This is a genomic window from Nonomuraea cavernae (assembly GCF_040655715.1).
GTDB classification, from domain to species: Bacteria; Actinomycetota; Actinomycetes; order Streptosporangiales; family Streptosporangiaceae; genus Nonomuraea; species Nonomuraea cavernae_A.
Genome location: NZ_JBFAKL010000008.1, coordinates 22,325 through 34,584 on the forward strand (window position 1 = coordinate 22,325; position 12,260 = coordinate 34,584).

The 12,260-nt window shown below is 67.3% G+C and carries 18 protein-coding genes; 15 read left to right on the forward strand and 3 right to left on the reverse strand.

Annotated features, from left to right (window positions below):
* A partial coding sequence (locus AB0I38_RS13600) for a tetratricopeptide repeat protein (protein WP_358466585.1) occupies positions 1–1,483 on the forward strand: 1,483 nt, incomplete at its 5' end.
* A 59-nt stretch (positions 1,484–1,542) separates the two neighbouring features.
* Here the strand turns inward: AB0I38_RS13600 and AB0I38_RS13605 are convergent.
* Positions 1,543–2,442 (reverse strand): DMT family transporter, encoded by a 900-nt coding sequence (locus tag AB0I38_RS13605; protein WP_358466587.1) that lies wholly within the window; start codon positions 2,440–2,442, stop codon positions 1,543–1,545.
* Positions 2,439–3,221 carry a GntR family transcriptional regulator gene (locus AB0I38_RS13610; protein ID WP_358466589.1) on the reverse strand — a complete coding sequence of 261 codons (783 nt, stop codon included), beginning with the start codon at positions 3,219–3,221 and terminating at the stop codon, positions 2,439–2,441. The genes AB0I38_RS13605 and AB0I38_RS13610 overlap by 4 nt, the downstream gene beginning before the upstream one ends.
* 319 nt (positions 3,222–3,540) lie before the next feature.
* Between AB0I38_RS13610 and AB0I38_RS13615 the strand changes: the two genes are divergently transcribed.
* The 13 genes from AB0I38_RS13615 to AB0I38_RS13675 all read left to right on the forward strand — a co-directional run bounded on the left by AB0I38_RS13615 (position 3,541) and on the right by AB0I38_RS13675 (position 11,345).
* Positions 3,541–3,693 (forward strand): hypothetical protein, encoded by a 153-nt coding sequence (locus AB0I38_RS13615; RefSeq protein ID WP_358466591.1) that lies wholly within the window; start codon positions 3,541–3,543, stop codon positions 3,691–3,693.
* Between the two features lie 90 nt (positions 3,694–3,783).
* Positions 3,784–4,443: an NUDIX domain-containing protein gene (locus AB0I38_RS13620; RefSeq protein ID WP_358466593.1), complete on the forward strand. Its 660-nt coding sequence runs from the start codon at positions 3,784–3,786 to the stop codon at positions 4,441–4,443.
* Positions 4,444–4,541: 98 nt separating this feature from the next.
* Entirely contained in the window at positions 4,542–4,715 is a 174-nt protein-coding gene (locus AB0I38_RS13625) for a hypothetical protein (protein ID WP_358466595.1), read from the forward strand.
* Between the two features lie 82 nt (positions 4,716–4,797).
* Positions 4,798–5,352 (forward strand): WhiB family transcriptional regulator, encoded by a 555-nt coding sequence (locus tag AB0I38_RS13630; RefSeq protein ID WP_358466597.1) that lies wholly within the window; start codon positions 4,798–4,800, stop codon positions 5,350–5,352.
* Entirely contained in the window at positions 5,352–5,804 is a 453-nt protein-coding gene (locus AB0I38_RS13635; protein ID WP_358466599.1) for a transcriptional regulator, read from the forward strand. Before AB0I38_RS13630 ends, AB0I38_RS13635 begins: the two co-directional genes overlap by 1 nt.
* Positions 5,805–5,820: 16 nt before the next feature.
* Positions 5,821–6,201 carry an RRQRL motif-containing zinc-binding protein gene (locus AB0I38_RS13640; protein ID WP_358466601.1) on the forward strand — a complete coding sequence of 127 codons (381 nt, stop codon included), beginning with the start codon at positions 5,821–5,823 and terminating at the stop codon, positions 6,199–6,201.
* Complete coding sequence (locus AB0I38_RS13645) at positions 6,198–6,431, forward strand: hypothetical protein (RefSeq protein WP_358466603.1); 234 nt, start codon at positions 6,198–6,200, stop codon at positions 6,429–6,431. Before AB0I38_RS13640 ends, AB0I38_RS13645 begins: the two co-directional genes overlap by 4 nt.
* Positions 6,428–6,976: a hypothetical protein gene (locus tag AB0I38_RS13650; RefSeq protein WP_358466605.1), complete on the forward strand. Its 549-nt coding sequence runs from the start codon at positions 6,428–6,430 to the stop codon at positions 6,974–6,976. The genes AB0I38_RS13645 and AB0I38_RS13650 overlap by 4 nt, the downstream gene beginning before the upstream one ends.
* Positions 6,973–7,953 carry a hypothetical protein gene (locus tag AB0I38_RS13655; protein ID WP_358466607.1) on the forward strand — a complete coding sequence of 327 codons (981 nt, stop codon included), beginning with the start codon at positions 6,973–6,975 and terminating at the stop codon, positions 7,951–7,953. The genes AB0I38_RS13650 and AB0I38_RS13655 overlap by 4 nt, the downstream gene beginning before the upstream one ends.
* A gap of 59 nt (positions 7,954–8,012) precedes the next feature.
* Entirely contained in the window at positions 8,013–8,360 is a 348-nt protein-coding gene (locus AB0I38_RS13660) for a MazG-like family protein (protein ID WP_358466609.1), read from the forward strand.
* A gap of 16 nt (positions 8,361–8,376) precedes the next feature.
* Positions 8,377–8,598, forward strand: a complete 222-nt coding sequence (locus tag AB0I38_RS13665) for a hypothetical protein (protein ID WP_358466611.1) — start codon at positions 8,377–8,379, stop codon at positions 8,596–8,598.
* Positions 8,595–10,865: a hypothetical protein gene (locus AB0I38_RS13670; RefSeq protein ID WP_358466613.1), complete on the forward strand. Its 2,271-nt coding sequence runs from the start codon at positions 8,595–8,597 to the stop codon at positions 10,863–10,865. The genes AB0I38_RS13665 and AB0I38_RS13670 overlap by 4 nt, the downstream gene beginning before the upstream one ends.
* Positions 10,866–11,051: 186 nt before the next feature.
* Positions 11,052–11,345, forward strand: coding sequence for a hypothetical protein (locus AB0I38_RS13675; protein WP_358466615.1), 294 nt, complete (start codon positions 11,052–11,054; stop codon positions 11,343–11,345).
* 10 nt (positions 11,346–11,355) lie between these two features.
* Here the strand turns inward: AB0I38_RS13675 and AB0I38_RS13680 are convergent, their stop codons facing one another.
* Positions 11,356–11,622, reverse strand: a complete 267-nt coding sequence (locus AB0I38_RS13680; RefSeq protein ID WP_358466617.1) for a hypothetical protein — start codon at positions 11,620–11,622, stop codon at positions 11,356–11,358.
* Positions 11,623–11,702: 80 nt separating this feature from the next.
* Here AB0I38_RS13680 and AB0I38_RS13685 point away from each other — a divergent pair, with 80 nt between their 5' ends.
* On the forward strand, positions 11,703–12,191 hold the full coding sequence (locus AB0I38_RS13685; protein ID WP_358466619.1) for a single-stranded DNA-binding protein: 489 nt from the start codon (positions 11,703–11,705) through the stop codon (positions 12,189–12,191).
* Positions 12,192–12,260: the final 69 nt, after the last annotated feature.

Consider the following 12,260-nt stretch of genomic DNA (forward strand, 5'->3'; position numbering starts at 1 on the left):
TGCCTGGGCAATCACCAACCGTGGCGAGACGTACCGGGAGATGGAGCGGTATGACGAGGCGCTGGCCGATTTCAGCCGTGCGATCGAGCTCGACCCTGAAGCCGTTTGGACCATCGCCAACCGTGGCATGACGTACCGGTTGATGGAGCGGTATGACGAGGCGCTGGCCGATTTCAGCCGTGCGATCGAGCTCGACCCTGAAGCCGTTTGGACCATCACCAACCGTGGCATGACGTACCGGTTGATGGAGCGGTATGACGAGGCTTTGGCTGACTTCAGCCGTGCGATCGAGCTCGACCCTGAAGCCGTTTGGACCATCGCCAACCGTGGTGTGACGTACCGGTTGATGGAGCGGTATGACGAGGCGCTGGCCGATTTCAGCCGTGCCGTCGAGCTCGACCCCGCTAGTGCCTGGACCATCAACAGCCGTGGTGTGACGTACCGGTTGATGGAGCGGTATGACGAGGCTTTGGCTGACTTCAGCCATGCGGTCGAGCTCGACCCCGCTTATGTTTCGGCCATCACCAACCGTGGCATGACGCGCCGGGAGATGGAGCGGTATGACGAGGCGCTGGCCGACTTCAACCGCGCCATCCAAGTTAAGCCCAAAGCCGTCTGGGCTATTGTTGGACGTGGTGAGACTCATCTAGCCGTGGAGCGCTATGGCGAAGCGCTCGCTGACTTCAGCCGTGCGATCGAGCTCGACCCTGAAGCCGTCTGGGCCATCGCCAACCGTGGTGTGACGTACCGGTTGATGGAGCGGTATGACGAGGCGCTGGCCGATTTCAGCCGTGCGATCGAGCACGACTCCGCTGATGCCTGGATCATCACCAACCGTGGCATGACGTACGGGGAGATGGAGCGGTATGACGAGGCGCTGGCCGATTTCAGCCGTGCGATCGAGCTCGACCCTGAAGCCGTTTGGACCATCGCCAACCGTGGTGTGACGTACCGGTTGATGGAGCGGTATGACGAGGCGCTGGCCGATTTCAGCCGTGCGATCGAGCACGACTCCGCTGATGCCTGGATCATCACCAACCGTGGCATGACGTACGGGGAGATGGAGCGGTATGACGAGGCGCTGGCCGACTTCAACCGCGCCATCCAAGTTAAGCCCAAAGCCGTCTGGGCTATTGTTGGACGTGGTGAGACTCATCTAGCCGTGGAGCGCTATGACGAAGCGCTCGCTGACTTCAGTCGTGCGATCGAGCACGACCCTGAAGCCGTCTGGGCCATCGCCAACCGTGGTGTGACGTACCGGTTGATGGAGCGGTATGACGAGGCGCTAGCCGACTTCGATCATGCCATCCAACTCAATCCTGACCGGGCACAGTTCTTCGCCGGCCGAGCTGAAATCCAACAGGCGATGGAGTGTTATCGCGAGGCGCTGGCCGACTGCAACCGTGCCATCCAACTCGACCCGACCGATGAAGATTTCCAAGAGATGCGGGAACGACTTTTAGGCGATTTGCGCAAAAATTGAGGCGCGCTGCCGCACCGGGCAGTGCCCTGCTGATGGATAAGCTCTCATGCTTGCCTCGATCATGCATGTCTGGGCCTCACAACAGAACTGCGACGTGTCAGGGCGACGCCAGCCAGGGCCACGGCCATGCCACCTAGCGAAAGAAGAGTAGGCACTTCAGCGAGCACCAACCAGCCAAGAACCACGGCAACGATCGGGAGGAGGTAGGTCACGGTCGAAGCGAGCACGGGGCCGTCATCTTGGATGATCCTGTAATTAAGCACGTACGCCGCTCCAGTACCCAGGATGCCAAGAATGGCAATGGCGACCAGTACTTCCAGACGGGGCTTGGTCGCCTGCAGGCCCTCGAACGGCAGTGCCAGCACCATGAGGCTTGAGGCTGCGATCAGTTGGCTGGCTGCAAGCACCAACGGGGGGAACCCTCGATTGACGAGGAAACGGTCCATGTACAGGTAGCTGATCGCATAGCACAGAGAGGCGCCGAGACAGGCCAGGCCACCCAACGAGACAACCTGGTTGCCCGAGGACCATGGAGCAAAGATTAGTAGCGTACCCACAAAGCCCGTAAGCAGGCCGAGAAGTCGAGTTGTACCGAGCTTCCGATCATGACCTGAGGCATAAGCAAGCAGCATGGTCCACAAGGGTGTGGTGCAGTTGATGATGCCCGCCACCGAGGATGAGACTGTCTGCTCACCTAAGGCGAACAGCCAGTAGGGAGCCGCATTGGCAAAGAGGGCAGCTATGGCAAGATGACCCCAGAGTCTCCGCCCAGATGCCAGTCTTTGCCGTTGGCCATAGATGATCGCTGCAAGCACGATCGTTCCCAAAAGCAGTCTGGTCAGCGTGATCTGCGTGGGAGAGAGGCCTCCCAGAGCGATTTTGATCCATAGGAAGCCTGACCCCCACAGCAGGGCAAGCGCCACCACACGTGCGACGCCCCCAACGCCGACACGAGTCATTCGACCGGTACGTCGTAGAGCAAGCCAGACATGTCCGCCCGCATGACGAACCGGGTCACCTCGTAAGCCTTCCCTTGCTCGTCAACGCTGGTGTGCAGCACATCGATTACCGGTACGCCCGGGGGTACTCGCATATGTCGCGCCTCGTCTGCTCGTGGCATTCGCGCATTGATCTCCTCACGGATGCGGGCCATAACGTGGCCCTGGTCTTCCAACACTCCATGGATGCCGTACTGATGAGGGACCTCTTCTTGTAGTAGTCCCGTGCCCTTAGCGATTGCCCATGGGATGTAGGTGGTCACTCGCTGGACGGGGTCATCGTCCGCCCAGAAGATGTTTTCGCGTTGTAGAACAGACTTGGTCTTGTCGGAGACGTCGAGCCGGTTTGCCACCTCGATCGTCGGTGTGGCGCGTTCGATGCCCAACACCTCGAAGCGGCCCGTCTTACCCTGCTTGGCGCATTCCAGCAAGAAGGGCGATAGTCCAGTCGCGCGGTACTTCGGCGAGTAGCGGTCGTTGCCCAGCCGGATAAGGGTTTGAGGCCGGCGCACGTAGGCGCCCCGACCGTGTTCGGCGATCACAAGCCCTGCGTCGATCAGGATCCTGACCGCCTCTCGCGCCGTGTTGCGTGCAGTGCCGTACTGTGCGGCCAAATCTCGTTCGGACGGCAGCTTGGCGCCCGGTGCCATGTCGCCAGAGTCGATGGCCTGGCGAAGCTCATCCGCGATCCGCTTACTCGGCGGGCGGCGCACATTCCCAGGTTCCTCGTGATCGACCATCAAGGGTCCCCTCGCGGTTACGCAGAGCCATTTGCCCTGGCTTACGCCACTTAGCTTACTGGCTTAGACCACTGTTGCCGAACTTCTGCGTCGAAGCACTTGACCAACTGGCTTGAGCCAGTTCTAATCAAACATAAGCAACTGGCTCAAGCCAGTTGAGGCACAGCCGGAAGATCTGGGAAGGCGGCACGAGCCGCACGCCGACGGGCTGGAGCACACGTCACTCGACAACTGCATAAAGGGCCACCGCCTCCCACCGAAAAAGGCGGTCCATGCAGGGGAAACGCCCCTGCCGTCGATCTCTGCTTCAGGAGACGACATGAGTTTCTTCGCTCACACCCTCGCCGACGCCGACCACCTGAGTCAGACCGACCTGGAGGATTTCCCGTCCTTCATGGAGCCGGACCAGGCCACGGCGTTCCTGAGCGAGGTCAACACCATCCGCAACCAAAAGTTAGCTCATCCGCCCTGATGGTCGCAGGCAGGGTTCGACTCCCTGCCGGGGCGCTTCGGCCTTTGGAGATGCCGAGGTCACCCGCCACCACCAACCGAAGGAATCCACATGACCGCGCACCTGACGTTCACACACCCCGACGTGTTCAGCCGAGGCGTCCGTGAAGGCTGGGCGGACCCGCAATCCGACCCTGCGCGGATCGACTGGACCACCCGCCAGACCGCCGCCGCGATCCCGTACATGGTGATCGACGGTCGCCCGGTCAACCCGTGCGAACAGACGGGCATCCGCTACGGCCGCAACGAGCTTGGCCACTGGGGCGAACAGTTAGCGGCCGACGCCATCGTCACCGCCGACACCGAGGCCGGCCGCTGGCTGGTCATGGTCGAGCGCTCGGACGGTCACGGCTGGGCCGTCCCCGGCGGCTACGTGGAGCCCGGAGAAGACCCGGAGTCAGCGGCGGTTCGCGAGCTGGAAGAAGAGACCGGCCTGAACCTGGAGAGCGCGTCGCGCCAGGTACTTCCGGCGCGGTACGTGCCCGATCCCCGCGCCAGCGATGAGGCGTGGATGGTTACCGTGCCCGTCACGTTCGACCTCGGCATCATGCCCCACGCCGAGCTACCCGCCGTGGTGGGCGCCGATGATGCCAAGCGCGCCGTCTGGGTCCGCGCCGACAGCTACGACGCCCTGGCCTCCGACCTCAGCGCCGTCTATGGCGGCGAGGTGTTTCGCGCCCATAAGGCCATGCTGCGTGACTTGCTCGGCTGACCTCCGTGCTACCGCCCCGATGGTCGCAGGCAGGGTTCGACTCCCTGGCGGGGCACTCCGGTCGTCGTGCCGGCAATCCAGCGAGGGGAGTTGCCCACATGCAGCCCGTCAAGAGCGTCGGCCGGTTCCTGCCGACGCTGTTCCTGATCTGCATCGTCTTCTACATCTTCACCGACCCGCAGGGCGCCGCCGTGGCGTTCAAGTGGGCCTTCGAGACCGCCGCGGCCGGTGCGCAGCACTTCGCCGAGTTCATCGGCGCCGTGGCCAAGTGACCACCTCACCTACCCGGGGGCGGCCCGCATCCGCCAAGACATGAGCCGCCCCCTTCTCGACTCCCGAAGGAGTAGCACCATCATGGTTCGTTCCGATGTTCCGATCCACCCGTCGCGCATGCTGTCCGACCATCTGGCTGTGGCGTGGCGGCTCACCGACCCGCCGGCCATCGAGTGCGCTTACGACCCCGACCTGCACACCGCCGACTCGGAGGGTGTCGAGTCGGAGCAAGAGCGCGCGGCTCGCGTGGAGGTGGCCCGGCAGGTGTGCCTCACCTGCCCGTTGCTGCTGCGCTGCGCCCGCTACGCCGCCGAGGTTCGTCCCGTGAGCGGTGTGTGGGCCGGCCGCGACACCGCCGAGGCCGGCACCGACCCCGTACGGGAAGGGCTGGTCAGCCACACCATCACGGTTGAGCGGCTGGACCCGGTCACCGCCCACGAGATCGGCCGGCCCGAGGCCGCCTGCCAGCTCACGGTAGTGGAGCGCTACGACGGTCGCATCGGCAAGATCTGCGCCGTCCAGGCCGACCTGTGGGGTCCGGTCACCATCGAACAGTGCGCCCGGGGCATTGCCCGCACTTACGGCGCGCACTACGTGCCCGTCACACCGGCGCTCGTTGGACAGGCGGTGGCGTGATGACCAGCCAAGTTGCTGTCTTCGCCGCTGTGTTCGCGGCGCTGTATGCCGCGCACAGCTTCGGTGACCATTGGGTGCAGACCCACCGTCAGGCGTGCGCCAAGGCCGCGCCCGACCGCTCGGGACGGCTGGCCTGCGCTGGGCACGTCGCCACGCTGACGTTGACCAAGGCCGCCGCCGTGGGCGTGGTCATCGTGGTGACCGGGCTGCCGCTGTCGCCATTGGCGCTCTTGCTGGGGCTGGCCGTGGATGCCGTCTCGCACTACTGGGCCGACCGCCGTGTCACTCTTGCCCGTCTCGCCGAGGTCATCGGCAAGGGCGACTTCTACCGGATGGGTGCGCCCCGCCCCGGCGCCGACGACGCCCCACATCTCGGCACCGGCGCCTACGCCCTGGACCAGTCCTGGCACCACCTGTGGCTGTTCATCGCCGCCCTGATTATCGCTTCCTGAACGGAGGAACACTGCGATGTCTCGCATCCGCGCTGCTTTCTGGGACCCCGCCGGCGAGCGCCACGGCATCCCCACCTACCCATGGCGGTTGGCGCCGCCGCACCTGCTCACGCTGCGACAGCTCAGCGCCGAAGGGCTGCGGCCCGGCGGTCAGGGCGTGCAGGCGCAGGTGTTGTGGCGCTCGCGTCGCTACGGCGCGCCCGGCGTGCGCGCCGCCTACCTGTATGACGTGCGGTTCGCGCTGCCCAAGCGCACCGCCACCGCGCGTCAGCGCGTCGCCCTCGGCAAGGCTAACGCCGCCCGCCGCACCTGCCCCGAGTGCCTGCGCGATGTCGGCTACGTGCTGCCGCGCCACCTCGGCACCTGCCTGGACTGCGCTGAGGAGGTCGCCGCATGACCGCGCCCGAGAGGTACGCCCCCGGTAGCAAGGTCCGCTATCACGGTTCCCTCACCGACCAGCACGGCGAGTACGTCATCCTCGACCTCTGCGAATGCGGCGCCTGCGAAGAGGCCGACGATTGGGCAGCGTTCACCCGCGTGCCCCGCCAGCCCCGTTACGTCCTGGCTACCAGGCACGGCGAGCGTGAGCACCTTGCCCATGTCCGTCACGCGAGCGTGACGCCGTGAACGGCCTCATGTCCCATCCGCTCGCCGAGGCTGCTGCCGCGCCTCGGCTGTCGGTGGTGTCCGCTGCGCCCGTGCTGGTGTCCGACCCGGCCGGCCTGTTCGCCGAGCTGGCACTCCTGGCCCTGCCGCTCGGCGAGTACGTGGTGTGCGGCAGCGCCGCCCTGTACGTGCGTGGCCTGCGCGCCCGGATGGGAGACCTGGACGTGGTGGCGCGCGGCCCGGCATGGGCCAAGGTGCTTTCGCTCGGCGTGCCGCCGAGCGTGGCCTTGTCCGGTCATGGCCTGGTCGTCAACCACCCGCGCGCCGCCATCGAGTTCGTCGATCGGTGGACGCCCGGTTGGCCGACCGACTACCTGATCGCCTCCGCCGACCTGATCGACGGCATCCCGTTCATGCGTCTGGGCGATGTCCTGGCCTGGAAACAGCGCGCCCGCCGCGCCAAGGATTTGCCCGACATCGCCGCCGTGCACCGGCTCCGCCGGCTGTGGAACGACGACCCCACCCCCGCCCGTACCGACAAGACCGATTGGAGGAAAGCAGCATGAACATCGCCACCCCGAACCCCGAGCCCGGACCGGAGGACTTCTCCCGCACCCTGGCCGAGATCGAACACCACCTGGCCGACCAGGCGCCCGCTCACCCGCCGCCCGACACCCCGCCGCCTGATGACCTGGACGCCGCGGGGGAGACCCGGCGCGTACGGCAGTTGCGCGCCGAGGTCGCCGAGGCCCGCCATCTGGCCGCCCTGCAAATCGACGACACGCCGCTTCTGCTGGACACGGCCAAGGTGCGCAAGCGCCGTAGGAAGGCCCACGAGGCGGCCCGGCTTCACCTGCTCGGGCAGGATCCGGCCATGCGCGCCTGGCAGGCCGGCCGGATGCGGCGCACCCTGGTGACCGCGCTCATGGTCGCTTTGGTGTTGGCGCTGGCCTGGTCCACCGCCGGCGTGCAGCACTTCGCCGCCGAGGGCGCCGAGGCGTGGTCACCCTCGTGGATGTTCGCGTGGCTGGTCGAGCCGTTCATGTCGATCGCCTTGCTGGGCGTCGTCGGGGCTCGCGCCTACCTCGGCACCCAGGGCCGGCCGCTCAACGACCGCAAGCTGATCCGCATCGAGTACCTGTTCCTCGCTCTGACCCTCGGCATGAACGCCTGGCCTTACCTGCCGTGGGCGCTGGAGGAGGGACAGCACTTCTCTGTCTCCCGGTTGGTGCTGCACGTGCTGGGGCCGATCGTGGCGGTCGCGATCGTCATCGCGCTGCCGATCATCTTGGCCGCGTTCTCCCAACTGGACTACACCCGCGCCGATGACGGGCTTACCGGCCTTTCGTACAGCACGAACACCGGTGATCGGGTAAGGCGGACCGCCGCCGAGGTGGCCCCGCTGATCGAACGCGCGCAGGTGCTCATCACGGCCGGAGACCTGCCCCCGCACCCGAGCGCCTACAAGATTCAGCGGGCGCTGCGCTGCGGCATGGACGACGCCCGCGCCGTCCGCGACGCGCTCGCTCCCGAGGCCGCATGACCGCCCGCCCATTGAACCTCCACCGACCGACACCCGACAAGGCAAAGGGAATCCGCCCCGTGAACAGACAGATCACTTTGACCCGGCACGTCGCCGCGCTGCTGTCGTGGCTGAACACCGCGAACCCGCCCACCGAGCACGAGATCGCCATGCGCATCATGAAGATCGGCGAAGAGTTCGGTGAGGTGGTTGCGGCTTACATCGGCGTGACCGGCCAGAACCCGCGCAAGGGCGTCAGCGCCACCCGCGCCGAGCTGACCGGCGAACTGTGCGACGTCATCATCGCGGCCATGACCGCGCTGGCCACCGTCGCCGGCGACGTCGAGCAGGCCGACCGGGTCCTGCACGAGCACCTGACCGCCCGTCACCCGCGGCTGCCGGCCCTGGTCCGCGCCGGCGCCGCCTGACAAAGGAGACACGCCCATGTTCACCTTCGCGTTCATCGTCACCCTGCTCTGCCTGGCCGTACCGGTGGCCATCTACCTGCGGATGCTCATCACCGGCCCGGCCGAACGCGCCCGCATCCACACCCACATGGCCGCCCACCGGCGCGGCCCCGAGCAGGACACGGCCCCCAGTCGCCAAACCGAAGCCGTGCCCTGCCACCCCATCGCCCAAGAAGCATCCGAGGTGTCTTCATCATGACCGAGCGCCCGACCGACTTCGACACTCTCACCGACCCGCCGCCGCCCGAACACCCCGACACCGCCCCCGGCGCCGACGTCGGGCAGGGTGCGCAGGTGGTGAACCTGGACACGGCCCGCGCCGACCTGCTGCCATACGGGACGCTGCTGCCCCCCACCCCCGGCCTGCTCGATGACCCGCGACAGGCCGTCCGTGACACCTCTTATGAGGTCGAACTGGACGCCCCCCCGGACGAGGCCGACGACGCCGGGACGGCACCGGTTCCGGTGGATCCGCCCGCGCCCGTCCTGCTGGAGTCCGAGCAGGGCGACAAGCGCCGCCCGATCATCCCGCCCGGTCTTCGCCGGGGCAGTCTGCCCGGCACCGTCCGCAAGACGGCAGAGCGGGTGGCGTACGTGGCCGGCTTCCACGCCGCCCGCGCCCCCTGGTACACCGTCCAAGCGCTGTGGTGGGCGATCGTCGGTGTGTTCCGGCTGATCGGCCGGCAACTGCGCTGGTGGTGGGTCATCGAGCAGTACACGCTGTTGCAGAACAGCGCCAGTGACAACGACCCGGCGATGTGGCTCAAGCTGCACCGGGAAGGCAAGGCCACCCGCCGTTGGCGCGGTATCGCCCTGTTCTTCGAGGTCATCGCCCTCGGCATCGTGGTCCTGATCGCCGTGGGCGCCGACCTTGCGCCCCTGTGGTGGGCGGGTATCACCGCGGCGCTGGTGCCGGTGCTGGCCCTCTACGGGCGTCCGGCCGGACGGCAGATCATCCCGACCGCCGTGGTCAGCAACCGCTACCGGCTGCTGAACAGTGATGTCGTGCTCCGGGCGTACTACGCCGCCGGCCTCGGTCACCCGGACAAGTCCAACCAGCAGGTCAAGTTCGGCTCCCGGATGTCGCGCGACAACGCCGGGATCGGCTCCGAGGTGCTGGTGGACCTGCCTTACGGGAAGACGTTCGAGGATGCGGTCAAGGCCCGCGGCGCCATCGCCTCCGGCCTGGACGTCACCGTCCAGCAGGTCTACCTGACCCGCGATGCCACCTCCAACCGGCGGCACATGCTGTTCGTGGCCGACCGTGACCCGCTCGCGGTCCCCGCCGGCCGCACGCCGCTGCTGGACGGCAAGCCGCGCAACATCTGGCAGCCTGCCCCGTTCGGGCTGGACGAGCGCGGTCGCAAGGTCGAGCTGCTGCTGTTGTGGATCTCGATTCTGGTCGGTGCGCAGCCACGTAAGGGCAAGACGTTCGCGGCCCGATTGCTGGCCCTGTACGCGGCGATGGACCCGTACGTAAGGCTTACCGTGGTCGATGGTAAGGACAGCCCGGACTGGCGCAAGTTCGCGCTGATCGCGCACCGCATCATCTTCGGCACCATGCCCAACCGCGACGGTGACCCCGTCGAGATGCTGTTGGACGCGCTGCGGGAGATCAAGGCGCACATTCAGCAGGTCAACCAGTTCCTTTCCACGCTGCCCGTCACCGAATGCCCGGACGGCAAGCTGACCGAGGAACTGTCGCGCAAGTACCCCAACCTGCGGGTGTGGGTCTTGGTGATGGAGGAGTTCCAGGTCTACTACGAGCTGGACGACCAGGAGACGAACAAGGAGATCGCCTCCCTGCTCAGCTTCATCATGGCGGTCGGCCCGTCCGCCGGCGTCATCATCCTGTCCAGCTCCCAGAAGCCCGGCGGGGTCGGCGCCGGTGACGTGCAGCGGTTGTTCAACCGCTACCGCGACAACCACGCCGTGCGCTTCGCGCTCAAATGCGGTAACCGCAACGTCTCCGACGCCATCCTCGGCGGTGACGCCTACTCCGAGGGATTCGACGCATCCTCGCTGCCGATCGGCAAGCAGTATCGCGGAGTCGGCTACCTGTACGGCGCATCGGACGACACCCCGACCGTGCGGACCTACCTGGCCGACGCCGCCGACGCCGAGAAGATCCTGACCACCGCTCGCGCCCTGCGTGAGCGCGCCGGGACGCTGACCGGTTACGCCGCCGGGCAGGTCATGGCCCGCGATGTGCGGGACGTGCTGGCCGACGCCCTGTCGGTCTTCCAGGGCAGTGAGACCGGCCAGCCCTGGACGGTGCTGGCCGCCCGGCTGGCCGAGCGCATCCCCGAGCACTACGCCGACCTGAATTCCGATGCCATCTCCGCTCAGCTTCGTGCCCTCGGCGTGCCGAGCGTGGACGTCAAGCGGGACGGCAAAGCACTCAAGGGAGCCAAGAAGACGGCCATCACCGCCGCCATCGACCGCCGCCAAAACAGCGCCGGATAGCCCCGCCAGCGCGCCCGGCGGACCCCGCTCGACGGGTTCGCCGGGTCGCGGAACGCCCGCGACCGGTCGCGGTGGCGCGACCCGCCCCGCGACCGTCTAAACACCGCCTGACCAGCCCGAATATCCGCAGGTCGCGGGTAGCGGGCTTGGCTTCCCACGCCCTGATACCGGCTCTGGAGACCTGCCATGACCCCTCTGGCCGCGACCGCGACCACCCACCTCGCGACCACCGTCGCAACCCCGACCCTGGCCTCATTCCTTGCTGTGCTGGCCCTGCTGTGGCTGCTCGGCTACGCCGCCGTCTGCGCCGCCGACCCCTTCGGCTGCTGCCGTCGCTGCAAAGGGCCCGGCAAGACGCTCAAGCCCAACGGGCGCGTCAAGCGCTGGTGCCGCCGCTGCGACGGCACCGGCCTACGTCTGCGCATCGGCCGGCGCCTGTTCAACTACCTGCGCCGGCTGCACCGCGACGCCGCCCGCTGACCGCCGCGCCTCACTCCTCCGATACCGCGAGGCCGGCCACCCGCCCATCCCGGACATCGGCCAGCGCTTGGAGATATCCGGTTTCGACCGCGCGCTGCACGATGTTGGAGATCGGCTCGGGCATGTCCATCCAGCCGCCCCACGCCGAGCACAGATTCGCGGTCGCCTCCCGCGCCTGCCGCGCGTCGCTCGCATCCTCACGCGGACCCTCGCGCAGCACGTTCACCGACCACTCCCACGCCGCCAGGTCAGCGCTGCTGTAGCTCTCCTCAGCCATACGCCTGACGGTACGCGCCGGCACCTGCCCGCGCCCCTGCATCACCACCATTCCAACCGAATTCCCGAAGGGAAACCGCCATGTCCGGCGAGACCACCATCACCATCATCGGCAACCTGACCGCCGACCCCGACATGCATTACACCCAGACCGGCGCCGCGGTGGCGAGCTTCACCGTCGCCTCCAGCGCCCGCACCTACAACAAGCAGGTCGAGCAGTGGCAGGACGGCGAAGTCCTGTTCATGCGCTGCTCGGCATGGCGCGACCTCGGCGAGCACGTCGCCGAATCGCTCACCCGCGGCACCCGCGTCATCGCCTCCGGACGGCTCCGCCAGCGCACGTTCGACACCAGCGACGGCGACAAGCGCACCGTCATGGAGATGACCGTGGACGAGATCGGCCCCTCGCTGCGGTTCGCCACCGCCCGACCCGTCAAGGCCGCCCGCGACAACGGCCAGCACACCAACAACGGCAACAGCAACGGAGCCGCGCCGCGCGGTGGGTTCGACGACCCGTGGGCCTCCCAGTCCGCCCCCGCCGGCGCGCCCGGTGACGAGCCGCCGTTCTAACCCTCCTCCCGCATCCGCCTCGGAGCGGCGCCGCCGTCACGCCGTGACCCGCCGCTCCGAGGCACCACC

Excerpts from the sequence above, each read along its gene's own strand:
- AB0I38_RS13605 (WP_358466587.1), bottom strand. The coding sequence starts at position 2,442 with ATGACTCGTGTCGGCGTTGGGGGCGTCGCACGTGTGGTGGCGCTTGCC.
- AB0I38_RS13610 (WP_358466589.1), bottom strand. The coding sequence starts at position 3,221 with ATGGTCGATCACGAGGAACCTGGGAATGTGCGCCGCCCGCCGAGTAAG.
- AB0I38_RS13615 (WP_358466591.1), top strand. The coding sequence starts at position 3,541 with ATGAGTTTCTTCGCTCACACCCTCGCCGACGCCGACCACCTGAGTCAG.
- AB0I38_RS13620 (WP_358466593.1), top strand. The coding sequence starts at position 3,784 with ATGACCGCGCACCTGACGTTCACACACCCCGACGTGTTCAGCCGAGGC.
- AB0I38_RS13625 (WP_358466595.1), top strand. The coding sequence starts at position 4,542 with ATGCAGCCCGTCAAGAGCGTCGGCCGGTTCCTGCCGACGCTGTTCCTG.
- AB0I38_RS13630 (WP_358466597.1), top strand. The coding sequence starts at position 4,798 with ATGGTTCGTTCCGATGTTCCGATCCACCCGTCGCGCATGCTGTCCGAC.
- AB0I38_RS13635 (WP_358466599.1), top strand. The coding sequence starts at position 5,352 with ATGACCAGCCAAGTTGCTGTCTTCGCCGCTGTGTTCGCGGCGCTGTAT.
- AB0I38_RS13640 (WP_358466601.1), top strand. The coding sequence starts at position 5,821 with ATGTCTCGCATCCGCGCTGCTTTCTGGGACCCCGCCGGCGAGCGCCAC.
- AB0I38_RS13645 (WP_358466603.1), top strand. The coding sequence starts at position 6,198 with ATGACCGCGCCCGAGAGGTACGCCCCCGGTAGCAAGGTCCGCTATCAC.
- AB0I38_RS13655 (WP_358466607.1), top strand. The coding sequence starts at position 6,973 with ATGAACATCGCCACCCCGAACCCCGAGCCCGGACCGGAGGACTTCTCC.
- AB0I38_RS13665 (WP_358466611.1), top strand. The coding sequence starts at position 8,377 with ATGTTCACCTTCGCGTTCATCGTCACCCTGCTCTGCCTGGCCGTACCG.
- AB0I38_RS13670 (WP_358466613.1), top strand. The coding sequence starts at position 8,595 with ATGACCGAGCGCCCGACCGACTTCGACACTCTCACCGACCCGCCGCCG.
- AB0I38_RS13675 (WP_358466615.1), top strand. The coding sequence starts at position 11,052 with ATGACCCCTCTGGCCGCGACCGCGACCACCCACCTCGCGACCACCGTC.
- AB0I38_RS13680 (WP_358466617.1), bottom strand. The coding sequence starts at position 11,622 with ATGGCTGAGGAGAGCTACAGCAGCGCTGACCTGGCGGCGTGGGAGTGG.
- AB0I38_RS13685 (WP_358466619.1), top strand. The coding sequence starts at position 11,703 with ATGTCCGGCGAGACCACCATCACCATCATCGGCAACCTGACCGCCGAC.